The sequence below is a fragment of the Aestuariibius sp. HNIBRBA575 genome, assembly GCF_040932005.1.
Taxonomy (GTDB): domain Bacteria; phylum Pseudomonadota; class Alphaproteobacteria; order Rhodobacterales; family Rhodobacteraceae; genus CANLNM01.
This window is the reverse complement of record NZ_CP162414.1, coordinates 1440096-1465766: the sequence shown is the minus strand read 5'-3', so window position 1 is coordinate 1465766 and position 25671 is coordinate 1440096. Positions and strand designations below refer to the sequence as shown.

Annotated in this window: 27 protein-coding genes and 1 tRNA gene; 16 read left to right on the top strand and 12 right to left on the bottom strand. The window is 55.5% G+C overall.

Going from position 1 to position 25671, the window contains the following annotated elements:
* Positions 1-313: 313 nt before the first annotated feature.
* The 5 genes from AB1F12_RS07425 to AB1F12_RS07405 all read right to left on the bottom strand — a co-directional run bounded on the left by AB1F12_RS07425 (position 314) and on the right by AB1F12_RS07405 (position 6269).
* Positions 314-1036 carry a hypothetical protein gene (locus AB1F12_RS07425; protein WP_368187805.1) on the bottom strand — a complete coding sequence of 241 codons (723 nt, stop codon included), beginning with the start codon at positions 1034-1036 and terminating at the stop codon, positions 314-316.
* Positions 1036-2370 carry a sigma-54-dependent transcriptional regulator gene (locus tag AB1F12_RS07420; RefSeq protein WP_368187803.1) on the bottom strand — a complete coding sequence of 445 codons (1335 nt, stop codon included), beginning with the start codon at positions 2368-2370 and terminating at the stop codon, positions 1036-1038. Before AB1F12_RS07420 ends, AB1F12_RS07425 begins: the two co-directional genes overlap by 1 nt.
* A gap of 13 nt (positions 2371-2383) precedes the next feature.
* The gene (locus AB1F12_RS07415; RefSeq protein ID WP_368188306.1) at positions 2384-4096 is read right to left on the bottom strand and encodes an ATP-binding protein; all 1713 of its coding nucleotides are present in this window, start codon (positions 4094-4096) and stop codon (positions 2384-2386) included.
* Between the two features lie 119 nt (positions 4097-4215).
* Positions 4216-4884, bottom strand: coding sequence for a phosphoribosylformylglycinamidine synthase subunit PurQ (gene purQ, locus AB1F12_RS07410; RefSeq protein WP_368187801.1), 669 nt, complete (start codon positions 4882-4884; stop codon positions 4216-4218).
* 164 nt (positions 4885-5048) lie between these two features.
* Positions 5049-6269 carry an EAL domain-containing protein gene (locus tag AB1F12_RS07405; RefSeq protein ID WP_368187799.1) on the bottom strand — a complete coding sequence of 407 codons (1221 nt, stop codon included), beginning with the start codon at positions 6267-6269 and terminating at the stop codon, positions 5049-5051.
* A 383-nt stretch (positions 6270-6652) separates the two neighbouring features.
* Between AB1F12_RS07405 and AB1F12_RS07400 the strand changes: the two genes are divergently transcribed.
* Entirely contained in the window at positions 6653-7186 is a 534-nt protein-coding gene (locus tag AB1F12_RS07400) for a hypothetical protein (RefSeq protein WP_368187797.1), read from the top strand.
* Positions 7187-7385: 199 nt separating this feature from the next.
* A complete protein-coding gene (locus AB1F12_RS07395; RefSeq protein WP_368187796.1) occupies positions 7386-7937 on the top strand; it encodes a VPLPA-CTERM sorting domain-containing protein in 552 nt (183 codons plus the stop codon).
* Positions 7938-8033: 96 nt separating this feature from the next.
* Here the strand turns inward: AB1F12_RS07395 and purS are convergent, their stop codons facing one another.
* Entirely contained in the window at positions 8034-8264 is a 231-nt protein-coding gene (gene purS, locus AB1F12_RS07390; protein ID WP_368187793.1) for a phosphoribosylformylglycinamidine synthase subunit PurS, read from the bottom strand.
* 18 nt (positions 8265-8282) lie between these two features.
* Positions 8283-9044, bottom strand: a complete 762-nt coding sequence (purC, locus tag AB1F12_RS07385; RefSeq protein WP_368187791.1) for a phosphoribosylaminoimidazolesuccinocarboxamide synthase — start codon at positions 9042-9044, stop codon at positions 8283-8285.
* Between the two features lie 188 nt (positions 9045-9232).
* Here purC and AB1F12_RS07380 point away from each other — a divergent pair, with 188 nt between their 5' ends.
* The 3 genes from AB1F12_RS07380 to bmt all read left to right on the top strand — a co-directional run bounded on the left by AB1F12_RS07380 (position 9233) and on the right by bmt (position 12757).
* Positions 9233-9550 (top strand): DUF1476 domain-containing protein, encoded by a 318-nt coding sequence (locus tag AB1F12_RS07380; protein WP_368187789.1) that lies wholly within the window; start codon positions 9233-9235, stop codon positions 9548-9550.
* A 176-nt stretch (positions 9551-9726) separates the two neighbouring features.
* Positions 9727-11769, top strand: a complete 2043-nt coding sequence (locus tag AB1F12_RS07375; RefSeq protein ID WP_368187786.1) for a phosphatidylglycerol lysyltransferase domain-containing protein — start codon at positions 9727-9729, stop codon at positions 11767-11769.
* Entirely contained in the window at positions 11741-12757 is a 1017-nt protein-coding gene (gene bmt, locus AB1F12_RS07370) for a betaine--homocysteine S-methyltransferase (RefSeq protein ID WP_368187784.1), read from the top strand. The genes AB1F12_RS07375 and bmt overlap by 29 nt, the downstream gene beginning before the upstream one ends.
* Positions 12758-12834: 77 nt before the next feature.
* Here bmt and AB1F12_RS07365 read toward each other — a convergent pair whose 3' ends face one another.
* Entirely contained in the window at positions 12835-13911 is a 1077-nt protein-coding gene (locus tag AB1F12_RS07365; RefSeq protein ID WP_368187782.1) for a PA0069 family radical SAM protein, read from the bottom strand.
* A 190-nt stretch (positions 13912-14101) separates the two neighbouring features.
* On the opposite strand from AB1F12_RS07365, the gene AB1F12_RS07360 reads away from it, so the two are divergent.
* From AB1F12_RS07360 to AB1F12_RS07350, 3 genes are all read left to right on the top strand, one after another.
* The gene (locus tag AB1F12_RS07360; RefSeq protein WP_368187780.1) at positions 14102-14806 is read left to right on the top strand and encodes a corrinoid protein; all 705 of its coding nucleotides are present in this window, start codon (positions 14102-14104) and stop codon (positions 14804-14806) included.
* Positions 14807-14964: 158 nt separating this feature from the next.
* A complete protein-coding gene (locus AB1F12_RS07355) occupies positions 14965-16008 on the top strand; it encodes a Hint domain-containing protein (protein ID WP_368187777.1) in 1044 nt (347 codons plus the stop codon).
* Between the two features lie 187 nt (positions 16009-16195).
* Positions 16196-16831: a DUF1638 domain-containing protein gene (locus AB1F12_RS07350; RefSeq protein WP_368188304.1), complete on the top strand. Its 636-nt coding sequence runs from the start codon at positions 16196-16198 to the stop codon at positions 16829-16831.
* Positions 16832-16856: 25 nt separating this feature from the next.
* Here the strand turns inward: AB1F12_RS07350 and AB1F12_RS07345 are convergent, their stop codons facing one another.
* Positions 16857-17333 (bottom strand): outer membrane protein assembly factor BamE, encoded by a 477-nt coding sequence (locus AB1F12_RS07345; RefSeq protein ID WP_368187774.1) that lies wholly within the window; start codon positions 17331-17333, stop codon positions 16857-16859.
* 81 nt (positions 17334-17414) lie between these two features.
* On the opposite strand from AB1F12_RS07345, the gene AB1F12_RS07340 reads away from it, so the two are divergent.
* The 8 genes from AB1F12_RS07340 to AB1F12_RS07305 all read left to right on the top strand — a co-directional run bounded on the left by AB1F12_RS07340 (position 17415) and on the right by AB1F12_RS07305 (position 23178).
* On the top strand, positions 17415-17969 hold the full coding sequence (locus AB1F12_RS07340; RefSeq protein ID WP_368187773.1) for a DUF177 domain-containing protein: 555 nt from the start codon (positions 17415-17417) through the stop codon (positions 17967-17969).
* 168 nt (positions 17970-18137) lie between these two features.
* Positions 18138-18344: a 50S ribosomal protein L32 gene (gene rpmF / locus AB1F12_RS07335; RefSeq protein ID WP_368187771.1), complete on the top strand. Its 207-nt coding sequence runs from the start codon at positions 18138-18140 to the stop codon at positions 18342-18344.
* A 19-nt stretch (positions 18345-18363) separates the two neighbouring features.
* Positions 18364-19494, top strand: coding sequence for a phosphate acyltransferase PlsX (plsX, locus tag AB1F12_RS07330; RefSeq protein WP_368187768.1), 1131 nt, complete (start codon positions 18364-18366; stop codon positions 19492-19494).
* A gap of 4 nt (positions 19495-19498) precedes the next feature.
* Complete coding sequence (locus AB1F12_RS07325; protein ID WP_368187766.1) at positions 19499-20482, top strand: beta-ketoacyl-ACP synthase III; 984 nt, start codon at positions 19499-19501, stop codon at positions 20480-20482.
* 128 nt (positions 20483-20610) lie between these two features.
* The gene (ihfA, locus tag AB1F12_RS07320) at positions 20611-20913 is read left to right on the top strand and encodes an integration host factor subunit alpha (RefSeq protein ID WP_368187762.1); all 303 of its coding nucleotides are present in this window, start codon (positions 20611-20613) and stop codon (positions 20911-20913) included.
* 14 nt (positions 20914-20927) lie between these two features.
* The gene (locus AB1F12_RS07315) at positions 20928-21815 is read left to right on the top strand and encodes a MerR family transcriptional regulator (RefSeq protein WP_368187760.1); all 888 of its coding nucleotides are present in this window, start codon (positions 20928-20930) and stop codon (positions 21813-21815) included.
* 78 nt (positions 21816-21893) lie between these two features.
* A tRNA-Pro gene (locus tag AB1F12_RS07310) sits at positions 21894-21970 on the top strand.
* A gap of 107 nt (positions 21971-22077) precedes the next feature.
* Positions 22078-23178, top strand: a complete 1101-nt coding sequence (locus tag AB1F12_RS07305) for a 2'-deoxycytidine 5'-triphosphate deaminase (RefSeq protein ID WP_368187758.1) — start codon at positions 22078-22080, stop codon at positions 23176-23178.
* Between the two features lie 32 nt (positions 23179-23210).
* On the opposite strand, the gene AB1F12_RS07300 is transcribed toward AB1F12_RS07305, so the two are convergent.
* Genes AB1F12_RS07300 through AB1F12_RS07290 form a run of 3 tightly spaced genes read right to left on the bottom strand, consistent with a single transcriptional unit; the run spans position 23211 to position 25633 of the window.
* Positions 23211-23753 carry an RSP_2648 family PIN domain-containing protein gene (locus AB1F12_RS07300; protein WP_368187756.1) on the bottom strand — a complete coding sequence of 181 codons (543 nt, stop codon included), beginning with the start codon at positions 23751-23753 and terminating at the stop codon, positions 23211-23213.
* Between the two features lie 4 nt (positions 23754-23757).
* Positions 23758-24954 (bottom strand): RSP_2647 family RNA methyltransferase, encoded by a 1197-nt coding sequence (locus tag AB1F12_RS07295; protein ID WP_368187753.1) that lies wholly within the window; start codon positions 24952-24954, stop codon positions 23758-23760.
* Between the two features lie 46 nt (positions 24955-25000).
* Entirely contained in the window at positions 25001-25633 is a 633-nt protein-coding gene (locus tag AB1F12_RS07290; protein ID WP_368187750.1) for a DUF6778 family protein, read from the bottom strand.
* Positions 25634-25671: the final 38 nt, after the last annotated feature.

The window sequence follows — 25671 nt, the reverse complement described above, 5'->3', positions numbered from 1 at the left end:
GACGCGGGTCGTTCGACCTCACGCCCATTCATGGCCCGGCGCTTTGGTATGTCCATCAGCGCCCGCGGGCTGTTCATACGACCCCAAAGGGTCCCATTCGTGCGACCCAAGGATCAAACCAAGGGTCGAAATTGTCGGTCTGATTGCGGCGGCGATTAGCCCTCATCGCGGATCAGAGAATATCCCGTTGACTGCGCAAACCTTCATGCCAGCCATCCGTCCTTTAGTCATATGGGATATCTGTGGATAAACACAATGACTAATCGCGATTGGGCGCAGCAAATTGCACGAATATGCGAATTCCAATTGCAACCTATAGGTGTGACAGCGCGATTATTTCTTCGATCAAAGACACGACACTTGGGGTCCACCGGGTATCCGTCGCATAGGGCCAGAACGGGTATTGGGTCATATCCCGCTGTAACTCCAACCGCTTGTACAGAATGTCCGACTCTCTCAAATCCAGAATTCCATCCACAGGGGCGCGTACCAGTACCACCGCAGTGTTCACCCCATCCGGCCAACCGGGGACGCGATAATCTGAATAGGGGATCACCTCAGGCAGCACAAAAGCGGGCACCATCAACAACACATAATCATATGGGAACGGCTGGGACCGATCCGGATCATCCAGCACCGTCCACAAATCCCCTTCTGTGATCGGTTCATAGCTGGGCTCTAGCATCGATCCACCTTTGGCATGGGTGACCGATGTGACAAAACTGGCCTCTGTTAGGTCGGGACACACATATCGGCACCCACCTGCATAAGAGTCTATTGTCAGCAATGATCCGGGCAAAGGGGACAATTGGGTGGGGCGCATTTCCCACATTTCCAAAACCGCCAGATCCCGGCGTAACTCATATTGTTCCTTTAGGATCGGGATCGCGGCCACCACTGCCACAATCCCCAACGCCAAAACCCCGCGCAATGGCACGCCTTTCATGGCAAAGCGCACAAATAGCCACAGCACAAACAGGCCCAGCAATGGCACGCCATACATGAACAGCGCGATCAGCGCATAGGCCAGCCCCATTAGGACAGATAATCCGACCGGCTAAGCCCGTATTTGGCCATTTTTTCGTTCAGCGTCCGACGCGGCAGGCACAATTCATCCATCACACTGACAATGGACCCTTTGTGGCGGCGCATCGTGTTGTCGATCAGCATGCGTTCAAACGCTTCGACAAATTCTTTTAGCGGCTTGCCTTCGGTGGTCATGGCCGGTTCGGTTTCTTCGGTATCAGCCATCAACAGCGACGTGATCGTGCCCGTTCCGCGCCGGTTCTGCAACACGGCGCGTTCGGCGATATTGATCAGCTGACGCACATTGCCCGGCCACGGGGCCTGCAACAATTGCGCGGCTTCTTGGGCGGAAATCTGTGGCGCGTCACAGCCATATTCATCGGAAAACTGTTCGGACAGGCGGGTAAACAGCGTCAGGATGTCCTCGCCCCGTTGGCGCAAAGGTGGGACCGTGATGCGCAACGCGGCCAGACGGTAAAACAGATCGGCGCGCAGCTCGCTTTCGCAGGTTTTGCCCTCGTCCTGTAGATTACAGATCGCAATAATGCGGGTTTCGGACGGGTTGCCCTGTTCGTTGATCGCAGTCAGCAGACGCGCCTGCAATGTGGTGCTCAGAGCTTCGATATCTTCCAACACCAAGGTGCCGCCGCGCGCCTCTTCCATGGCGGGAATGGGTTCGTCTTGTTCAGATGGGCCAAACAGACGTCGCGCCAGCGCGTCTTCGTCATAGGCCGCGCAGGAAATCAGCACAAACTTTTTGCTCGCGCGGGCACCAACAGCGTGCAGCGCATGGGCAATCAGGGTTTTCCCGGTGCCGGTTTCCCCTTCGATCAACACATGCCCATCGGCCTGCCCCAGATCCAGAATGTCTTCTTTTAGGCGTTCCATCACCGGGCTGGACCCGATCAGTTTGTTCATCAACGCCGACCCGTCCGACAATTCCTTGCGCAACACACGTGCATCCAGGGTCAACCGGCGCGCTTGGGTGGCCTTTTTGGCCAGTTCGGTCATGCGATCCGGGCTAAACGGTTTTTCCAGAAAATCAAACGCGCCGATCCGCATTGCTTCGACGGCCATGGGCACATCGCCATGCCCTGTGATCATGATCACCGGCAGGGCGCTGTCCACGCCTTTGAGCTTGCGCAGGAATTGCATCCCATCCATGCCCGGCATTTTGATATCGCTGACCACAATGCCCGGATAATCACCGTTTAGCTGGCTCAGTGCCTCTTCGGCGCTGGCAAATGTTTCGGTGTCAAACCCCGACAAAGCCAGCCATTGGCCGATGGATTGGCGCATGTCTTTTTCGTCATCGACGATCGCGATCTTCATGGCCTGTGTCATGTTCTGTGCCTTTTCATTCCGCTGCGGCGATGCTGTCGCCGTCTTCTTTTAAGATAGGAAGCTGAAGTTCAAATACAGCCCCGCCGTCAATGGCGTTGCGTGCTGTCAGCCGTCCGCCCAACTCGTTTACGATCCCAGATGAGATGGCAAGCCCCAACCCAACGCCGTCACCGGGCTGTTTGGTGGTGTAAAACGGTTCAAATAGCGCATCCAGATCATCGATCCCCTGCCCGTTATCACGCACCGTCAGACGCACGGTTTCGCCAGCGGCCAGCAACACTTCGATCTGGGGGTCCGGTGCGGTTTTGGTGGCGTCCAGCGCGTTGCGCAACAGGTTGATGATCACCTGTTCCAACCGCAATCTGTCGCCCAAAATCAGCACCTCTTCGGAGGGCAAAGTGCGGGTAATCGACACTTTGCGCACCTTTAGCTGCGGCTCCATCATCGCCAGCGCAGATGACACTGCGGCCCTTGTATCTACAGGTTCAAACGCTTCTGAGCCTTTGCGCGCATAAGATTTCAACTGTTTGGTGATCGCACCCATCCGTTCGATCAGATCATCGATGCGTTGGAACGCGGCTTGGGCCTCTTCTGGGCGGCGCCGTGTCAGCAACAGACGTGCGCCCGCCAGATAGGTTTTCATCGCCGCCAGCGGCTGGTTCAGCTCGTGACTAACGGCAGCGGACATTTCGCCCAGCACCGCCAATTTGGAACTTTGCGCCAGACTTTGTTCGGCCACTTCTAGGGTCTTTTCGACCTTTTCGCGTTCGGCAATTTCCCGCTGCAGGCGCAGGTTCAACTGGCGAAGCTCTGCCGATTCCCGTTGGAAAAACACCAGCCGCGACGCGGTTTTACGGGACATGAACCAGAACACAGACGCCAAAAGGATCGCGAATCCCATGATTTCCAGCGCCAGAACCCCGTTCACCTTTTCGCGCACGCTGGCATAAGTGGTGTAGGTGACCATGTGCCAGCCCTGGAACGGAATGCGGCTTTCCATGCGCAGCACGGCCTCGCCACGCAGATAGGCGTCAATCGGCAGCGCGGTCCAATCTTGTGTGGCGCGAATGGCGCGTTCGATGGCCGACGGCGCAGATCGCCGTTCCAACGCATCAGATTCCTGTAACCCCCGCCAGCGCGGTTCGGTCGACAGGATGATGGTCCCTTCGCTATCGGTGACCAGAACCGCATCCGAAATCCCCGCCCAGCTGCGTTCCAGCTTGGCCACATCCACATCCACCGCAATCACGCCAAGCGCGCCAATCCCGTCCTCAACCCGGCGGGAATAGGTAAACCCAATGCCGCCGGTTTCACGTTCCTCGACCGTAAACACCGTGTCATTGGACCGGATCGCATCCACAAAATAGCCGCTGGTGCGATAGGTTGTGCCCAATTGGTTGCGATCCGTCGCCGCCACAACGCGGCCGTCCACATCCAGCAACATCAGCGACGCCGCGCCAATTTCATCTACAAATGACAGCAACCGTTGGGTCGAATTGGAAAAGTCCGACGAATTCAACGCCCCGATCAAGGCAGGGTCGCGCGCCAGCAATTGTGGCACAATGGATGCGCGTTGCAATTCAGAAATCAGGTTGCCCGCATATAGTGTGCCGCGCACTTCGGCGCGGTTGCGGGTGGTTTCTGTGAACCGTTGGGTCAGCAGGTTGTTGGTGACGTAAATCACCCCAATCGCCACAACCACCAAGACCAAAAACGCCCAACGCATCCGCGCGGGCCGATTAGGCTCGTCGGTGCCAGCATTGGTCGCCGTTTTGTGAGAAGGATCACTCGTCTGGGACATAGCCACAGTTTACGCCCCGCCCCGATCCGGGGCAAGCGAAGGCCTTAGGCGGTAACCAATTCCGCCAACAATCCGCGGAAAAGCGCCTGCCCATCGGTCGATCCATGCACGTCTTCGACAGCACGTTCCGGATGGGGCATCATGCCCAGCACACGGCGGTTTTCGCTCAGGACGCCGGCGATATCTGCAATCGAACCGTTTGGATTGCCCTGATAGGTAAAGGCGATCCGATCTTCGGCCTGCAATTTGGCCAATGTCGCCTCATCCACAAAATAATTGCCGTCGTGATGGGCAACCGGGATGTCGATCGACGTGGCCGATCCATAGGCGTTGGTAAAGGCCGAATTGCGCGTTGCAATGTTCAGGTTGACGGATTTGCAGACAAATTTGATCCCGGCATTGCGCATCAAAACACCGGGCAACAGCCCCGTTTCGGTCAACACCTGAAATCCGTTACACACCCCCAACGCATATCCGCCGCGCTGAACGTGATCGACCAAGGCGTTGCAAACCGGGCTTTGCGCCGCAATTGCCCCACAGCGCAGATAGTCGCCAAACGAAAATCCGCCGGGAATCGCCACCAGGTCAACCCCATCGGGCAGGCCTGCATCTTTGTGCCAGACCATGCTGACATCCGCCCCCGCCTTTTCCAGCGCAACGGCCATGTCACGATCACAATTGGATCCGGGGAAAACGATGACGGCGGCTTTCATGGGCAGACTCCTTTGGTTGCAGGGGCTTTAGCGCAAAGCCCGCCCTAAGAAAAGAGGCAAGACGCAAGTTCTGGGATGCAGAATTGCCCCGGATTCACCACCCGGTTTTATCACAATGGCCAAACGCCATATTTCCGGGGAATTGGGATGACTGAGAAGGCCCATCACCCCGATAGGCGGCTTTCATTGGGCAACATGGTGAGGCTGTCTTGGGTGACCAATTTCAGGATGTCCGACTTTGAACTGGGTCGATGAAAATAATAGCCCTGTGCAAACCGGCATCCCAAGTCGCGCAAAACCGCTACATCTTCGATAGATTCGATCCCTTCGGCGACGATATCAACGTTCAATTCGCCCCCAAGCGACACCAGAAATTTGACGATGCTGCGCGATACATCACTGTTGCGGGCATCCCCGGCAAAGGCCCGGTCGATTTTAAGCGCCGTAAGCGGCAGCGTTTTCAGATAGGCCAGATTGGAATAGCCGGTGCCAAAATCATCAATCGAAATGCCATATCCCAAAGAGCGCAGCCGCGCCAAATTCCGTTCCGAAACGTCAGAGGTTGGGATCAAAGCCGTTTCGGTCACTTCCAGCTTAATGTTTTGGGGCTGCACCCCGTTCATATTCAAAACATGGTCCAGTTGATCGACAAAATCATACCGCCCGATATCGGATCCAGACACGTTAATGGACATAAACATGTCCCAGTGGTCAGCCGACTGGTTTTGAATTTGCGCCAGCGTTGCACAGGCTTGCGTCAGGGCAAATTCCGTCAAATCAGATATCGCATCAATCGTTTCAGCGACTTCGATGAACTGGGACGGAGGCACCGACCCCAATTGGGGATGTTCCCACCGCATCAATGCCTCAAACCCAACAATTTGCCCATCCATGAGCCGAACAATCGGCTGATAAACCATGAAAAACTCTTTGCGCGTCAACCCTTTGAGGATGTCGTTTTCAAACTTGAATTTTTCAATCAGGTCGTCTGCATTCCGCAACGTATTTGGCGCGAGATCGGCAATTGCATCTTGGTGATGGGCCGGTCGGTTTAGGGTGGCTGCGAAATTTATGGATGTTTCAATACAGGCACGTAAAATCGGATCCAGCTTTTCAAAGCGATCCAGAATTTCATCGGCGGACACCCTGAAAACACAGCATTTTTCCAACGCTTGAACCGTCACCGTTCGGGGTTGCCCGGTTAGGATCGACAATTCACCGATGATCGATCCGGGGCCGCGGCGTTCGCAATCGACACGCTGCCCTTCTTGTTGATGATAGAGGATAAATTCACCAGATTCGACGATGAACCCACAATCATTGGGGTCACCTTCGCGATACAGGACATCCCCTGCATTCAGCATCAACTCTGTTACCGCTACCATACGTACCCTTCTAAACTCCCGAAGGCCTTCTCCATTAAAAAGCATATTCCAAAGGCAACATAACGTGTCTTCGCGCATAGCTTGAATACCACATGACGCCAAATTCTTTAAACATGTATTTAAAGATCAACTGGATATGCAGTTTTTGAACCCAAAACAATTTATACGCGAACGTCTGGTGGGGTTTCGGATCAATCCCAAACCTCGTCAGATCATTTGGTGACGCATTTTTTAATCAAAGTTAAAATTTTCTTGGCGAAAAGGGTGTGTCTGGGTAGTTTGACCTAACGAGCCCGATATCCAAATCCGAATGCTACACCAAATGTCCGGCATAAACCTATAGAATTGATGTATAAAATATGACCCTTTTCAAGACGACGTCAATGGCTGCCCTTCTGGTGTTTATGTCCAGCTCTGTTCATGCATTGCCCGTGTCGTTGATTGGGGACACCATTAATCTGGACTTTGGGCAAACTGGTTTTGGGGGATTTCTCAACGCCGACGCGGTCATTAGCGACCCGGGTGTAGAATTTGTTATCCCGCTTTTCCCTCAGCTTCCGGTTGATATTGATGCGAATAGTATTTCGCTGTCCTTCAATCCTGGGGTCGCCGGACAAATCGGGGTACCGACCACGTTTTTCTTTTCGGACTTTGATAATATCATCACGTCTGTGACGTTGGCCGCTGGAAATGCGGCAGATGTTGCCGGTATTTTCTTTACCGATGATACGATCACACTGAATATGCATAACCCATTGGCGTGGTCTGATCCGACCCAAACATTTGTGTTTGATGTCACGGCTTCGGTGCCAATGCCGGTGGTTCCCTTGCCCGGTTCCTTGCCTTTGTCTGCAGGTGTGTTGGCGTTGGGATGGGCCGGAATGCGTAAAAAACGCCGCAAATCCGCGCAAAGTTGATCTGACACGTTCGACATGGGGCCGCACGGGCGTTGCCCCTTTTGCATCCATAAACCTGTCAATATTCAGATGGCGAACCTGCAACATTTGTTTCTTGTCTGGAGCAAAGACACGATTTGATTAGATTTTTAATCAATATTTAGCACATAAGTTCAGAGCTCGCTCCGAGCACCCAGTCGAAATATTTCTTGGATGTCAGATGAACTTTTTCAAAACACTCACGACAGCAGCAGCCTTTGCATTGTCCGCAGTTGCAGCACATGCAATTCCCGTTTCCCTGATTGGTGATGAAATTCATTACGAATTTGGTATCACTGGGGGGCCTATTTTTTTCTCAGGTGACGCGACAATCACCGATCCCGGAGTTGAGTTTATGGCTCCGACAATCAATCCGATCCCCGTGGATTTTACCGCCTCGTCGCTGACGATCACCTATGATCTCTCTGGTTTCGCTAATGTTGGCGCGCCGACCACATTTGCGTTTTCAGGTTTCGACAGCGTTATCACATCCGTTGCTCTGGTCTCTGGTATCGCTTCAGAAGTGGTCAACATTTCTTTTACAGATTCCACAATCGGGATTGATTTTGTTGATATCGCAATTGGCGCTGATCCCATCCACACCTTTGTTTTCGACATCAGCGCTGCGCTGCCTGCGGTTCCCGTACCCGGATCTTTGCCATTGACGGCGGCTGGTCTGATCGCATTTGGCGCCATCGCGAGACGTCAGAAACGCCGCGCTGCCCAAGCCTGAGCGTTTCATCCAAAACCTCAGCAACCACAACGACAAAAGGCGACCCAACCGGGTCGCCTTTCTTTTTGAATACGCCCCGAATGGGGACGATTTGGCTTAGACCAACTCGATCGAATAGCTTTCGATCACAGTGTTCGCCAACAGCTTTTCGCACATCTCAGTGACCGTGGCTTCGGTTGTGCCATCCGCTAGGTCCAGTTCAATCAGCTTGCCTTGACGCACGCCGTTCACGCCGTCAAATCCCAACGCACCCAGTGCGTGACGCACAGCTTCGCCTTGGGGGTCCAGAACGCCGTTTTTCAGGCTGACAAATACGCGGGCTTTCATATCGGATACGTCCTTAGCTTAGTTGATCAGAGTAGGTTTGGGCATTTGCGACGGATTAGACGGCATCACGCCCAGCCGTTTGGCCACTTCGGTATAGGCATCCGTGAGATTGCCCAGATCGCGGCGAAACACGTCTTTGTCCAGCTTTTCGCCGGTTTCGATATCCCATAGGCGGCAACTGTCCGGGCTGATTTCATCGGCCAGGATCAGACGCTGAAAATCACCTTCGTAGACGCGGCCAAATTCGATTTTGAAATCGATCAATTTGATGCCGACGCCAAACATGACCCCAGACAAGAAATCATTGACCCGCAGCGCCATGGCCACGATGTCGTCCAGATCCTGCTGTGATGCCCAGCCAAAGGCGATGATGTATTCTTCGGGGACCAGCGGATCACCGAGGGAATCATCTTTGTAGGAAAATTCGATGATGGGACGGGGCAATTGTGTGCCCTCTTCCATCCCCAAACGTTTGGCCATCGACCCGGCGGCATAGTTGCGCACGATCACTTCGAGCGGCACGATCTCTGCGGCGCGGATCAATTGTTCGCGCATGTTGAGCCGTTTCAGGAAATGCGTCGGGATACCGATATTGTGCAGCCCGGTCATGAAAAACTCGCTAAGGCGGTTATTTAACACACCTTTTCCGTCGATCACGGCTTTCTTTTCAGCGTTAAACGCGGTGGCATCGTCTTTGAAATATTGTACCAACGTGCCTTGCTCAGGGCCTTCGTACAGAACCTTCGCTTTGCCTTCATAAATCTTTTTGCCGCGTGCCATGTGCTCTCCTGTCTGCCCCGTGGTGGTTGATCAAACCGGGTGAACCGGGCCAATCAAAGGGCCGAATGGGCGAAATGCGGCGCTTGGCCGCTTTGATAAACGACCTCATACGCCAGCGCCCCCTTGCGGGCAAGCGTCCCGACAGGCATATGAAGGACAAGGTTCATTCAATACGGGGGGATCATCCCATGTCCACATTCGACGATCGCGAAAGCGCGTTTGAAAACAAATTCGCCCATGACGCAGAAATGCAGTTCAAAGCTGATGCGCGCGGCAACAAATTGACCGGTCTTTGGGCCGCTGGCCTGCTGGGTAAAACCGGCGCCGATGCCGAAGCTTATGCCGTAGAAGTTGTGAAATCCGACTTCGAAGAAGCCGGCCACGAAGATGTCTATCGCAAATTGGCCGCGGACCTGAACGGCGTTGCTGATGAACAGACAATCCGTGCGCAAATGGCGGAAAACCTGAAAGTCGCGAAAGAGTCGCTTCTAAAAGAAGCTGATTAATCAAAGCCTTACGACAGTAAGGCCCCTAAATTTTGTAACGGCGCGCTTTGGATCATTCAGGGCGCGCCGTTAACCATTGAGGCAGTTCCTCACCTGAAATTAACGCATGGTTCACCGCCCGCCAGCTAGCCCTAACAAGACCAGCCGAGTGTATTCGGCGTTTTTCGGATCTTGTTATGCGTGACGATCAAAACTCAGTTTCAGCCCAAACGGCCCCGCACTCAAACACAGCGGCGTCGCGTGATGCATTTGCGCTGTCGTTTCGCTGGGGGCATTTGTTGCCACCCGTTGCATTGATCATTTGCGGGGTTTTGCTGTTTGACCGGATGCGCGGATTTGACATTTCACAAATCTGGAATGTGGTTTGGTCCATGCATCCGCTGCAATGGGGATTGGCGATTTTGGCCTCTGCGGCCAGTTTTTTGGCGTTGGGACAATATGATGCGGTGATTCACCGCGCCCTGCGCACTGGGATTTCGGCCCGTCGCGCCCGTATTTCCGGGATGCGCGCCATCGCCCTTAGCCAAGTGCTGGGCTTTGGCAGCCTGACATCCGCGTTGGTCCGGTGGCGCTGTCTGCCTGAATTGACCGCAATCCGGGCGGTGCATCTATCCGTGCTGGTATCGGTGTCCTTTTTGGCGGCATGGTCGATCGTTGCAGCCCTGATCCTGTGGCTTGGCAGGGTTGATTTACCTGCAAAGCCAGCTCTTTTGGCGGGGGCGACCGCTGCGGCGGCCATCGGTCTGGCCCTGCCATTGATGCGTCATCGCATTCCGCGTCTGCGCGCCATTTTAGGCCAGTTGGACACGTCGGATTTGGGTCAACTGGTGCTTTGGGCGCTGTTGGATACCGGATTTGCCGCAATCGTTTTGGGGGTGTTCCTGTGGGGACAAGTGGACCCGATGACCTTGTTCAGCGCCTATTTGGTCGCTTTGGGCTGTGGGCTCCTTTCCAATGCTCCGGGGGGATTGGGCGCGTTTGAGCTGACCTTGATGGCGTTGTTGCCCGCCATTCCCGCCCCTGATTTATTGGCCGCGATCCTTGCGTATCGACTGGCCTATTACGCCCTGCCCGCCTTGGTTGCGGTTCCCGGGCTGATCTATGTGCGCGATCAGGCCAAAACCGACCTGCATTTGGCCACCAACTGGGAAACGCGCCGCATTTTAGGCAACCCGCCCTGTCCGGAATGGGGGTTGGTGCAACAATCCGGGCATATCCTGCTGGATCAGCATGGCGAACAGGGCTGGCGTGTGGATGTGGCCGGTCCGGTGATGGCGGCGATTGGCCCTGCCTTTCATGGCCACCCTACTGTCCTGCGCTCAAACAGCGTGTCCGCGCGTGCGTTGGACAAACTTCAGAACTTTGCACAGGCGCGGAACCTGAAACCGGCGCTGTATAAATGCAGCGCCGCCACAGCGATTGCTGCGCAAAGTATCGGCTGGTCGGTGATCCGCATCGCATCGGACGCAGTGATTGATCTAAACCATTGGAATTTAGACATTCCTCAACGTCGCGGCTTGCGTCGGAAACTGCGCAAATCCCAAAAGGCCGGTGTCGAAATCCGCCCAATGTTAAATGCCCCATGTTGGGATGATATGACGCGTGTTGCTGACAATTGGGCCGATCGCCATGGGGGACAACGCGGATTTTCCATGGGCCGCTATGTGGCCGGAAACACCCATGGGCAGGTGTTTTTCACCGCCCATGTGGATGGCAAATTGGTTGCTTTTGTCAGCTTTCACGCCACCGCCGACAAATGGGTGCTGGACCTGATGCGCGCGGATCAATGCGCACCGGACGGCACAATGTATGCGCTGATCCATGCCGGGATTAATGCAGCGATTGCCGCTGGCGCCACAACGGTGTCATTGGCTGCGATCCCAACCTTGCCGGATCGATGGGCCTTTTTGCGCAAACATCTCGCTTGCGGTTTGGCGCAGTTCAAACAAAGCTTTGCCCCTCGCTGGCAACCGCTTTTTCTGGCGACCCCCCGTTTTTGGCAGATCCCGACCGCTATGTGGTTCATTTTCAGGCAAATTCATCATCCAAATGCGGGCAATATGCAGCCTACTCATGATGAAGATGCAAATTTTGGGTTTGATCTTGGTCCCGCGACATGCGACCTGCCGCGACAGACCCAAATGTTACCGGTCCGAACTGGTGATGCTCATGCTGCTACAGGTGCCCCTGATGACAAACGCTCTTTCCCGTCTCCTTGAAACCCGCGATTGGCTGTTGGCTGATGGGGCAACAGGCACGAACCTGTTCAATATGGGCCTGCAATCCGGGGATGCCCCGGAAATGTGGAACCAGGACGAACCAGCAAAGATCAAAGCGCTATATGCCGGTGCAGTGAATGCTGGGTCCGATATTTTCCTGACCAATTCCTTTGGCGGCAATGCATCGCGTTTGAAACTGCATGACGCAGCTGATCGCGTCGGGGAATTGAACCGCGCCGCGGCTGAAATTGCGCGTGACGTTGCAGATGCATCAGGTCGCGACGTGATCGTGGCCGGATCTGTTGGTCCAACAGGTGAAATCATGGCGCCGATGGGCAATCTGACCCACGAAATCGCCGTGGAAATGTTCCACGAACAGGCCGAAGGCCTAAAGGCCGGGGGCGTGGATGTGCTCTGGGTTGAAACGATTTCTGCCCCCGAAGAATATGCCGCCGCCGCCGAAGCATTTGAAAAGGCCGATATGCCATGGTGTGGCACCATGAGCTTTGACACAGCTGGGCGCACCATGATGGGGCTGACATCCGCCGATATGGTCAAAATGGTCGGCAAACTGGGCTATCAGCCGTTGGGTTTTGGTGCCAATTGCGGGGTTGGCGCGTCTGATTTGCTGCGCACAATCATGGGATTTGCCGCGGCGGGTCCCGAATTGCCGTTGATCGCCAAAGGCAATGCCGGCATCCCCAAATATGTTGACGGCCACATTCACTATGACGGTACGCCCGAATTGATGGGCGAATATGCCGTTCTGGCCCGGGATTGCGGCGCAACCATCATCGGCGGCTGCTGTGGCACAACGCCGGAACATCTGGTCGCGATGCGCGCTGCGTTGGAAAACACCCCACGGGGGGATCGCCCGTCGCTGGAATTGATTGCCGAAAAACTGGGCGGCTATTCATCCGCCAATGACGGCACCGGTGAAAACGACACGCCCACGCGCACCACACGGCGATCCCGCCGTCGCGGCTAAACCTGCCCTAGTGTGATGTGACGCGATCCCATGATGCGGGACCGTGTCACAGCGCAAGGGACGATCCCTACAAATTTCTAGTCAAACAGCGACATCTGTCCACCATGCGCTAAGGGTGGACAGAACAAATCCGTGCGCAAAGGCGGCAGGGATTTCGACAGGCCAGACCGCTTTAACGCCACGTGAAAACGTTTCTGGATCAATTCAGCCCAAATCCCCTGCCCGGTCATGCGACGTCCAAAATCGGGATCATAATCACTCCCGCCATGCAATTCCCGCACGCGGCCCATGACCCGTTTGGCCCGATCTGGAAAATGCTGTTGCAGCCAATCCTGAAACAGCTCTGACACTTCGCGCGGCAGTCGCAGCATGATAAACGTCGCCGCACGCGCCCCGTTTTCGGCCCCGGCACAGAGGATCGGTTCCAATTCATGATCCGTCAAAGCCGGGATCAACGGCGCGACCATCACCCGGGTCGGAATACCTGCATCTGACAGCGTTTTGATCAACGCCAACCGGCGCGCAGGGGATGGGACGCGGGGCTCCATGGCACGCGTAATCTGTGCATCCAAACTGGTCACGGACACCCCGACCTGCACCAGCCCATTGCGGGCCATATCCGACAGAATATCGATGTCACGCTCTATCAGCGTGCCTTTGGTGGTGATGGCCACGGGATGGTTGAACGCCTGCAGCACCTTTAGGATATCGCGCATCACGGTTTGGGTTTTCTCAATCGGTTGATAGGCATCGGTGTTGGTGCCAATGGCAATCTGTGCGACGCGATAGCCCGGTTTACGCAGTTCACCCGCCAAAATCTCTGCCGCTTTGGGGCGGGCAATTAACTTGGTTTCGAAATCCAGCCCCGGAGACAGGCCCAAATAGGCGTGACTGGGGCGGGCAAAACAGTAGATACAGCCATGTTCACACCCCCGATAAGGGTTAATCGCGCGGTCAAATGGCAGGTCCGGTGACGCATTATAGCTCAGCACTTTGCGCGGGGTTTCCTGTGTCACTTCGGTGCGCAAAACCGGCAATTCATCCACAAACCAGCCATCCTCCACCGTTTCGGTGCGAAGCCTTTCAAACCGGTTGGTTATGTTGCTCTGGGCGGCGCGGCCCAGCCTGCGGGATTGTTCTGCGGGTTTGCTCATTTTGCCACTATAAGAACAAAACGCGAACGCGTGAAGCCTCCTCACTATAATCCTGCGGATTATTCATTTGCTCTTGCGTCGTTGTCGAGGCACTCCATGTCGCAATCGGTCCAGACCTGCTGCGTGATTTCAGCGCATTTGGAATGAACACGTTAACAATTTCGACATACTAGCCATAGGGAAGCCACCCATGTCTGACGACCAAGATGACATCATCCTCAGCGAGCTCAATGACGAAGAGCTGGTTCTGCAGATGTTTGACGACCTGTATGATGGTCTGAAGGAAGAAATCGAAGAAGCGGTCAACATCTTGTTGGAACGCGGCTGGGAACCTTATCGGATTCTGACCGAAGCTCTGGTGGGTGGTATGACCATTGTGGGCAACGATTTCCGGGATGGTATTCTGTTTGTGCCAGAGGTTCTGCTGGCCGCGGGCGCGATGAAGGGTGGCATGTTCATCCTCAAACCATTGCTGGCGGAAACCGGCGCGCCCCGTATGGGCAAAATGGTGATCGGCACCGTCAAAGGCGACATTCATGATATCGGCAAAAACCTGGTTGGCATGATGATGGAAGGCGCAGGATTTGAGGTTGTTGATCTGGGCATTAACAACGCCGTCGAAGCCTATCTGGAAGCTTTGGAATCCGAAAAGCCCGACATTCTGGGCATGTCCGCCCTGCTGACCACAACCATGCCTTACATGAAGGTTGTGATCGACACGATGGTCGAAAAAGGCATCCGCGACGATTACACCGTGTTGGTCGGCGGCGCGCCCTTGAACGAAGAGTTCGGCAAAGCGATCGGCGCAGACGCCTATTGCCGGGACGCGGCCGTGGCCGTTGAAACCGCCAAGGAATACATGGCGCGTAAACATAACCAGCTGGCGGCTGGTTAACGTTCAAACCTGATTAAAATCTATGACAAAGGCTCGGATTTTCCGGGCCTTTTTTCGTCAATACTCGTTAAAATTGAGGCTATTAGCCAAGATTTTTAAGCGATTGGAAATCATCCACCCCCATGCTGAGGACGTGGGAATAAAACGGGTGAAAAACAATGCCATCGTCATTTAATGTATTCTATTTAGGTGTCCAATCGGACATCGATTCAGTGGAAGGGAATGATTACTCCGAAAGCGCAGGGGATCTGGTCGGCCTCACCTTTGGTGGCCCCGGGGATTCTCTGGTGGATCACGCCCAAACTTGGGACGCGGTCAGTGTCTGGGACACATTTTACGACATGGCATATCCCGGGGATACGTTTGAAATCAATGACAGCGGCGTGGCGCAGGAATTTGACGGGACGGCCGTTTACAATGCGACGGTAACATTTATCGATGGGTCCACCGCCAATGTCACCGCAGTGGTTGCCCAAGATACCGATGGCAACACCTATTGGGTGCCCGAATATTCCGACAATACCGATCATGCAACGATGCAATCTGCCCCCATTCAATCGGTGACATTTGATTCCCTAAATTCCAATTACGCATATGGCCTGAACGTCGACCGGATGGACCCGACCTTTATCACTTGTTTTACATCCGGCACCCGGATCACGACACAATCAGGTCAAAAACCCATCGAAACCCTCTCTGTTGGTGATAAAATCCTGACGATGGATCACGGGTTTCAGGAAATTCGCTGGATTGGGACCTGCCAGGTCCAAGCTGAGGGCGCATTCGCCCCGATCCTGATCCAGAAAGGCGCATTAGACAATGACAGCGATTTGCTGGTCTCGCCGCAGCACCGGATGCTGTATTATGGGCCGCAATGCGAAATGCTGTTTGGCGTAGCCGAGGTGCTGATCCCGGCGAAACATCTGGTGAATGACCTGACGATTCGCCCCAAAGAGGGCGGGATGGTGACCTATTACCACCTGATGTTTGACACGCATGAAATTATCTATGCCGAAAATTGCCCCTCTGAGAGCTTTCACCCCGGTGAATTCACGCTCGACAATGTGGCGCAGGATACAAGGGACGAATTGTTGGCGCTGTTCCCGGAACTGGCCATTGATAAAGGCCTGCATTACGGGGCAACCGCGCGTCAAACCATCAAACCCTATGAGACAAATCTGCTGCTCAACTTTGAGGATTAGCGCCCCTTCCCGCCAAAGGCGCAACCGCGTTTGAGCGTGCCGTTTTTGGGCTTGCACCGGATCGGGCGGGATGGAACCATCAGGATATGTTGATGGGCAATCCGCCTGTTGCGTCAATGTTAGGTCTGCCTGCGTGAAAAAGCCCGCCCCCCCACTGGACATATCCCAATCGGTTTCTGACGTGGAACTGACAGAACAGGGGTTGGATTTATCTGGATCCAACACTGATCTTGGGACCGAACGGGTGTTGATTCTGGCCTGCGGTGCACTGGCGCGTGAAATTCTGGCCCTGATCCGTGGCAATAACTGGCACCATCTGGACCTGCATTGCCTGCCCGCAATTCTGCACAATCACCCAGATCGCATCACCGATGCCGTCAAAGACGCGGTCGCCCAAAGACGGGATCAATACACCCGCATTTTTGTGGCCTATGCGGATTGCGGCACAGGTGGGCAATTGAAATCAGCCTGTGATGACATGGGCGTTGAAATGATCAAAGGCCCGCATTGCTATTCATTTTACGAAGGCAATGACGCCTTTGCTGCCCAAGGCGAAGTCACCTGTTTTTATCTGACAGATTTCCTGGCACGCCAGTTTGACGCCTTTGTCTGGAAACCGCTGGGGCTGGATCGTCATCCGCAATTGCTGGACATGTATTTCGGCAATTACACCACGTTGGTCTATCAATCACAGATCGATGACCCGGCGCTGGTCGAATTGGCGCGGGGACATGCCGACCGGATGGGACTGGCGTTTGAACATCGAAAAACCGGCTATGGCGACCTTGCCATCGCACTTCAAGAGCAGGCCGAAAAGCCCTGATTTGATTGGGTTTTTGCCCGAAACCTTAGCCCGGCGCGCCCAGCAGACCTTCGGCGTCCACGCGGCCAAAGCTGCCCATCAACTGGCGGATAAACGTGGTGTCCTGAATATTATCATCCGTCACACGGCGCGACAGGGTCACAACCTGACCATCCTCTAGGCCAAAACGTTCGATATTCTGAACAACCCCATCCGCATCAAAGGTGATGGCCAGAACTTCGCGCTCGACCTCTTGGGGTTCAAACGGGCCAAATTTGCGGAACCGGCTTTGGACATAATAATAGCCGCTGGAATCCGTAACACCCCCGGCGGTGGGCGGCCCAACCACGTCCTCAACACTGTCGCGGGTATCAATCCCAACCAACAATTCGGACAGGTCCTGTTCTGGCGGGATAAAACCATGGTTGCGATAGATCGGCGAACACGCGACCATAGCGCCCAATCCTGCGATACAAATTGCAGCGCGCAGTGTCTTGGCTGCGGATTTTGGTGCTTTACGCATGTCGACCTCATTTGTTTGGCCTTGACGGCCCGTATCCCCGCTTACATCAAGCGGACCTGAAACTTCAAGAATGGAAGCACAATGGCCTCTTTGCCCGAACACCTCATTCGCATCGCGGATCTGCCCAATCGGGCCGGTCTGGACTTTGTTATTGAACCCGACGCAGAGGGCCGAAACGCCATAGGGGTTGATCTGGACCTGCTCGGGCTGCGCAAATTGCGGTTCTCGGGACGGCTGGATCCGATGGGGTCCAGGGATTGGCGGCTTGTTGCCGATATCGGGGCGACTGTGGTGCAGGAATGTGTGGTGACGCTGGATCCGGTGACCACACGAATCGACGAAAAGGTCGAACGCCAATATGTGACCGGCTATGTGGAGCCTGACGATTCCGAGGTTGAAATGACCGACGAGGAAAATCTGGAATCACTGCCCGAAGTATTGGACGTCGCCCAAGTGATGATCGAAGCGCTGGCGCTGCATCTGCCCCCCTATCCACGCAAAGATGGGGCCGAAATTGGGTCGGCTGTGTTCACAGAACCCGGCCAAACCCCAATGACAGACGAAGATGCGCGCCCCTTTGCAGGGTTGGCTGCCTTGCGTAACAGCTTGGACAAGAACGGCGAAAACGACGCATAAACCGGGTGATCGAAAACCACTTGCGTTTTGTGGGAACGAAACTATGTTCACCCGCCTGTCAGATACGTCTCGACAGGGGCCGTACAATCGCATATGACCCCGCGAAACCGGACTGAATTTAGATAAACGACGGGCCCACGATATGGCCCCTTAAACCGAGGTTGAGACATGGCTGTCCCACAGAATAAGATCTCCAAGTCGCGTCGGAACAACCGTCGCTCGCACCACGCTCTTTCTGGTGCAAACCCAAATGAATGCCCATCATGTGGTGAGCTGAAGCGCCCACATCACATTTGCCCCTCTTGTGGCACCTATGCGGACCGTGAAGTGATCGCACAGGTTGCGGACGTGGATCTGGACGACGACGCGGCATAAACTGATTTAGGCGGCCGCTATGACCCAGATTTTGAAGGATCAAGACCGGGGTGCGGCTATGCCTAAAGACGTTGTTCTATCTGTCGACGCCATGGGCGGCGATCAAGGGCCTGCAACCATTGTTGCGGGCCTTGCGCGTTTTCTGAAAACGACCCCCGGCGCCCGCGCGATTTTGCATGGGCCAGAGGAAACGCTGAAACCGATGCTGACCAAACGCGGCATCGCGGATCGCGTGACCATCCATCATGCCGACGGTGTGGTGTCGATGTCAGACAAACCCAGCCAAGTGATGCGCCACGGCAAAGACACGTCCATGTGGTCCGCCATCGAAGCTGTGCGTGACAAACAGGCCGATGTCTGTGTCAGTTGCGGCAATACCGGCGCCTTGATGGCGGTGGCCATGATCCGCCTTCGCAAAGCCGAGGGCGTCAATCGCCCCGCCATTGCCTGTCTGTGGCCATCGCGCAACCCGTCCGGGTTCAACGTGATGCTGGATGTGGGCGCTGATATTCGCGCCGATCAGGATGATTTGCTGACCTATGCCCTGATGGGGGCGTCCTATGCGCGCAATGGCATGAACATGCCCCGCCCGCGTATTGGCCTGCTGAATGTCGGCACCGAAGAACACAAAGGCCGCGCCGAATTAAAGGTGGCCCATGAAATGATCGCCCGCATGGCGCCATTGGCTGAATTCGACTATGTCGGTTTTGTCGAAGGTGGCGATATTCCCGGCGATCGCGTTGACGTGATTGTGACCGATGGGTTCACCGGCAATGTCGCGCTGAAAACCGGCGAAGGCACGGCCAGCCTGATCAGCCAATTCCTGCGCGAAGCCTTTAAGAAGACGCCCCTATCGCGCATTGCGGCCCTGTTGGCGATGACATCGCTGAAACGGCTCAGCAAACGGATGGACCCGCGCCGCGTCAATGGCGGCGTGTTTCTGGGGCTGAATGGCACAGTCGTGAAAAGCCACGGATCCGCCGATTCGACCGGGGTCAAAGCGGCGCTGCAATTGGCACATCAATTGGCGCAATCCGGTTTCACCGACAAACTTGCGGCACGGGTTGCATCTGCGGCATCCCTCGCCCAAGATGACGTTAAGGAAATTGACGCCGCCGCATCCGGCGCGTCCGCCACAGGCAGTAAATAAACACATGACACCATCCCAAACTCTGCGCGCCGTGGTCCGAGGAGTGGGGCATTACCTGCCTGAGCGGGTTGTGCCAAACACACACTTTGAGGCCACACTGGAAACCAGTGACGAATGGATTCGCACGCGATCAGGGATTGAACGGCGCCACTTTGCCGCCGAGGATGAATTTACCTCTGATCTGGGGGCCAAAGCCGCCCAAGCCGCGCTGGATCATGCCGGATTGCAGGCTGACGACATCGACGCGGTGATTGTCGCCACATCCACCCCGGATATGACATTTCCATCCGCAGCCACCATGGTGCAGCAGAAACTGGGCATGACCCAAGGGTTTGCCTATGACATTCAGGCGGTCTGCGCTGGGTTTGTCTATGCCCTGACCAATGCCAATGGGATGATTCTATCCGGTCAGGCCAAACGGGTGCTGGTGATTGGGGCCGAAACCTTTAGCCGCATCCTTGATTTCACCGATCGGTCCACCTGTGTGCTGTTTGGCGACGGGGCTGGCGCTGTGATCCTTGAGGCGCAGATGGGCGATGGCACATCTGATGACCGGGGCATTCTGGGCTGTGATCTGAATTCTGACGGGCGTTACCGTGATCTGCTGTATGTGGATGGCGGCATGGTCAGCCAGCAAACCGGGTTTATCGTGATGCAGGGCAATGCCCTGTTCCGTCAGGCCGTGGAAAAACTGGCCTCAACCGCTGATTCTGCCTTGGTGAAATCCGGGCTGGGTCACGATGATGTGGACTGGATTGTGCCCCATCAGGCCAATATCCGCATCATCCAAGGCACGGCCCGCAAACTGGGCGTGAGCATGGACAAAGTGGTGGTGACCGTTCAGGACCACGGCAACACATCAGCCGCATCGATCCCGCTGGCCCTGTCTGTGGGTGTGCAAAACGGTCAGATCAAACCGGGTGATCTGCTGGTTGCTGAGGCCATCGGCGGCGGTTTGGCATGGGGCGCGGTTGTTCTGCGCTGGTAATTTCGCGTCACTTTCCGCCAAATCCCACAAAATACACACAGAATTCCGCCTGAACGGCTTCTCGCAAGTCCCTGTTATTGACTCTGAATTTCGGTTCTGCCTAGACTTAACCAAACGGAGGGATAGGGATGGTAGATAAGACACTTACACGCATGGATTTGGCAGAGGCCGTACACGAAGAAGTTGGCCTGTCACGCAACGACAGCGCTCAATTGGTTGAAAGCGTGCTGTCACACGTTTCTGATGCGCTGGTCTCTGGGGAAACGGTCAAAATTTCCTCATTCGGAACTTTTTCAATTCGCGACAAAGCGGCGCGCGTTGGACGTAACCCCAAAACCGGGGAAGAAGTGCCAATTCACCCTCGCCGCGTTCTCACTTTCCGGCCCTCGCATCTGATGAAAGACCGCGTGGCAGCTGGCAACAAAAGCTGAAAGGAGGCGCGCGGATGAGCAAATCCCGCGACGCATTCCGCACCATTTCCGAAGTCGCAGAATGGCTGGATTCCCCGGCCCATGTTCTGCGATTTTGGGAAAGCAAGTTTCCACAAGTGAAACCCGTCAAACGCGCGGGTGGGCGACGCTATTACCGGCCTCAGGATATGCGGCTGTTGGGCGGCATCAAAACGTTGCTGCATGATGATGGGATGACCATCAAAGGCGCGCAGAAAACCCTGCGTGAAAAAGGCGTCAAAGCCGTTTCCGCCATGTCCGCCCCCCTGCCCGGCGAAGGCCCGGCAGATCAGGATACGGGCGATTTGGTGCAGGCCCGTGTGGTGTTGCCCCCCGAACAGCCCAGAACCGCAAAACCCGAAATGGCCAAACCAGTGGTTGCGCTAGCAGAACAGGCGGATTCTGGTGTCGTTTCAGATGTGGATGATGCGGCGGCGGTTGCTGACCAGCCAGATGCGGCGGTCGACACCAAACCGACCACACCTAGCCAAACCCCGATGGAAGTGATCGCCGGTGCGATCACCGAATCGTCAAAGATCGAAGCGGACACGCCCCCCCACATTCCCGACGCACAGCCGGTCAAAACGGATGTCCCATCCGAGCCAGCTGCGCTTCCGTCGTTTTTGTCAAAACGCCCAAGTTCGGACACCAAAACCGATATTGATCAGAGCACAGCTGACCCCCACCCCGAACAAGAGGGTGAACCGACGCCGCAAAAACGGCGTGTGGATATTTCGCTGGACGTTATGGAGCCAGATCTAGCCCCCAGCGTTCTGCATGATTTGATCCAGAAAAAGCCCGGTGCGTTACATGCGGATGCCGCCACCTATGCGCCGCTTCTGGCCCGCCTAAAAGATTTGCACACACGGATGAAATCCGCCTGATCGGAATTGGAAATTCAATCCAAATCGCGCATTTTTCCGCTTGCCCGCCCCGCCCAAAACGCTATTAAGACCCAATGTCGGGCTATGGCGCAGCCTGGTAGCGCGTCCGTCTGGGGGACGGAAGGTCGCAGGTTCGAGTCCTGCTAGCCCGACCATTAAACGACGTTACCGATACTCAAAAACACCCGCTTCGCGATTTGCGCAGCGGGTGTTTTTGTATCATGAACAAACATGTTATGGGGAACCAAAAGGGGGAACGATCATGAACGCAGATAACGCGCAAATCGACACCGGAGTGTTGGCGGATCATCAGATCGAAACCCTGATCGCGTCGGGCGGAATTTCGGCCTCTTCCCCGATTTTGAACGAACAAATTCAACCGGCATCTCTGGATTTACGGCTGGGCGCGATTGCGTACCGTGTGCGGGCGTCGTTTTTGGCAGGTCACGGGCGTACCGTGGCGGATCGGTTGGATGAACTGACCATGCATAAAATCGCCCTGACCGGTGGCGCGGTGCTGGAAAAGGGCTGTGTTTATGTGATTCCCTTGATGGAATACCTGTCCCTGCCCGACGGTATGACCGCTGCGGCCTCTGCCAAATCCTCGACGGGGCGGCTTGATCTGATGACCCGGGTGATCACCGATCACGGGGTTGAATTTGACCGTATTCCCGACGGATATGACGGCCCGCTTTATGCTGAAATCTGCCCGCAAAGCTTTTCCGTCGTGGCCCAGCCCGGTCAATTGTTGAACCAGATCATTTTCCGACAGGGTAAAACCCTACTCAGTGATGATGAACTGCGCGCTGTGCATGCCCGATCCCCGATTGTGTCCGGGGACCCGGTGATTTCCGACGGGCTGGGATTTTCAGTCGATCTACAGCCCCGTTCCGGCGATTTGGTCGGCTACCGCGCCAAACGTCACACAGGTGTGGTCGATCTGGCCAATCTGGATCATTATGACCCTGCCGATTACTGGGAAGAGGTGCGCACGTCCCAAGGCCGCATCATTCTGGACCCCGGCGCGTTTTACATTCTCGTCAGCCGCGAAGCGATCTGTATCCCGCCCGATTGCGCCGCTGAAATGGCCCCTTATCTGGCGATGGTTGGCGAATTTCGCGTGCATTATGCCGGGTTCTTCGACCCCGGATTTGGCTGGGATGGCGCCGGTGGGGCCGGTTCGCGCGGCGTGTTAGAGGTCCGGTGCCATGAGGCGCCATTTGTGCTGGAACATGGCCAAGTTGTGGGGCGTTTGGTTTATGAACGCATGAGCGCAGAGCCCAAAGCCCTGTATGGACGCGAAATAAAGTCCAATTATCAAGGTCAGGGGCTCAAACTGTCCAAGCATTTCAAATCGACCTGATTTTAGGGATTTGCCCCTGTAAATGGCAGGTTTCAGTGATCCAAAGCTTTGCCAAGGCGTGGCAGACGGGCCTTTCGGAGCAGTTTGCGCATGGTCCATTCCTGCCCGGACAGGCGGATCGCTTCGGTCAGCACGGTGTTGGCGACCTGTTCAACAACTGTGTCATGATCGACAAACAGTGACATCAAAAACCCGTCCGGATCGAGGCGTTGCAGGTCCTGTTCCGCTAAAATGTTACGCGGAAAATCCTTTGCGTTTGATGTGAGGATCGCATCACAAAACCCTGAAACAGCAGACGAAAAAACGTGAATGTCATTTTTGTCCGGCAACCATAGCTGCTGATCCAACGCCCCATTATGCGCAATCACAGCGCGGGGAAATTCGATGTTCAAACGCGCAATTTCACCGCGCGCATAGGTTTCCCCATCCGCGCCCAAACGGGCCGCGGCGCGGGCCCATTCTTCGCAGATACGTGCGCTCCACCTTGGTTCAAACAACCGTGCGCGGGCGCAGCCCAACACAATTTCCCGCATCACCGTCGGGTACAGAACACAAGCGTCGATCAGGACCCGCATGGCCCTATAGACGGAAGAACAGGGATTTTAGGTAGCCGCTTTCGGCCAGTTGTGGCAGCAGCGGATGATCCGGTCCCGCCGATCCGGTATAGATCAGCTGACCACGGCGTCCGCCCCGGCCAATGCCGCGTGCAGATGCGTTGCGGAATTTCGACAAATCCGCCGCATGTGAACAGGAACACAGGCCCAGATAGCCGCCTTCGGCCACCAAAGGAGCCGCCAGTCGGGCCACACGTTCATAGGCGCGCAACCCCGGTTCCAACGCTTTGCGAGATGGGGCAAAGGCCGGTGGATCACAGATCACCACGTCAAATTTTGCACCCTCTTCGCCCAGCTTGGTCAACACATCAAAGGCGTCGCCCTGACGGGTTGAAAACTGATCTGCGACACCGGTTGCGATGGCGCCTTGTTCAGCCAATGCCAGCGCAGGGGCAGACCCATCCACCGCCAATGCGGATGTGGCACCATTGGCCAGACAGGCCAGCCCAAAGCCCCCCACATGGGAAAATACGTCCAGAACCGACCCGCCTTTGGCCAGTTGTGCCGCAAAGGCATGGTTAGGACGTTGGTCAAAAAACAGACCGGTTTTTTGCCCGCCCATGACATCGGCCATATAGGTCGCGCCATTCATCGGCACGGGCAATGGGCCATCAGGGGCATTGCCCCGCATCACGGTGGTTTCTTCGGTCAGGCCTTCTAGGCTTCGCGACCGGCCAGTGCCGTTTTTGATGATGGTGGTCACGCCAGTCACGTCGGCCAATGCGGCGGCCAGCGGTTCAATCAGCACTTCGGCCCAGGCGGCGTTGGGTTGGATCACGGCCAGATCGCCAAATCGGTCGATAATCACCCCCGGCAAACCGTCGGTTTCTGCGTGAACCAGCCGATAAAACGGGGCATCATACAACCGTTCACGATGCTTCAGCGCGCGGGCAATACGCCCGGCCAGCCAAGCCTGATCAATGACCGCGTTTTCGTCCCGATCCAGCATCCGCGCAAAAATCCGCGAATTTGGATTGACCGCAACCACGCCCATTTTCTGACGTTCGGGGTCCTCCAACACGGCCAGCGCGCCGGGCTCGATCGCTTTGGTGCGGCGATCGGTGACAATTTCATTTGAGTAAACCCAAGGAAAGCCGTGGCGAATTGCGCGGGCTTCGGATTTGGGTTTCAGGCGGATGACGGGCAAAGAGGACGCATTCATACGCGTCCTCTAAAGACTTTGTCGTCCCAGCGAAAGGGGGGATAGATCAGCGTGCAGGCGCAGATGCCAGAATGGGGGGGTTTTGCGGGCCCAGTTCCTGCAGCGCCACCTGTGCAAGATGGGTCATGATGCGCACCTTCTGGCCTTCGCCGCGGGTTTCAGCCATCACAGCCGCCTGCCCGCCCAAGGCCGGTAAATCAGCGATGATGATCCGGGGGGATTCAACAACGGCGCCGGTTTGGGCGTGATGCACGGCCAGTTCAAATTTGATCGAATGCACGCCGCCAACAGTATACCGGGTCCGTTCGGTCAGTGAATGGAACCGCAATACGCGGATGGTGGCGACAACAGGGATATCGCCATGCAAGTCAGATGTGCCATCGCGAAACGACGCGGTAAAGATTTCGCCAATTTGCTGACGACGATCCCCAAGTGGGTCCCCCCGCCAAACGATATCCGCAATCGGGTAATATCCGTTGGATTCTGACACGGTCAGATTGGATGGAAACGCGACGCGAATGTCACGCACGTCATAGGACCGTTCGATGGCGACCTCTGGGATTGCGGTTTCCAATCCGGGTGCATTTAGGGGTGCGTTTCGGGATACGGTGTCGACGGTTGAACACCCAGCAAGTGTCAAAGCCAGTGCTGCAATGCCTGCGATACGTTTAAGTGTCATGTTACGCCCTCCGGGCTTTCGCCCATGAAATTGGTTAC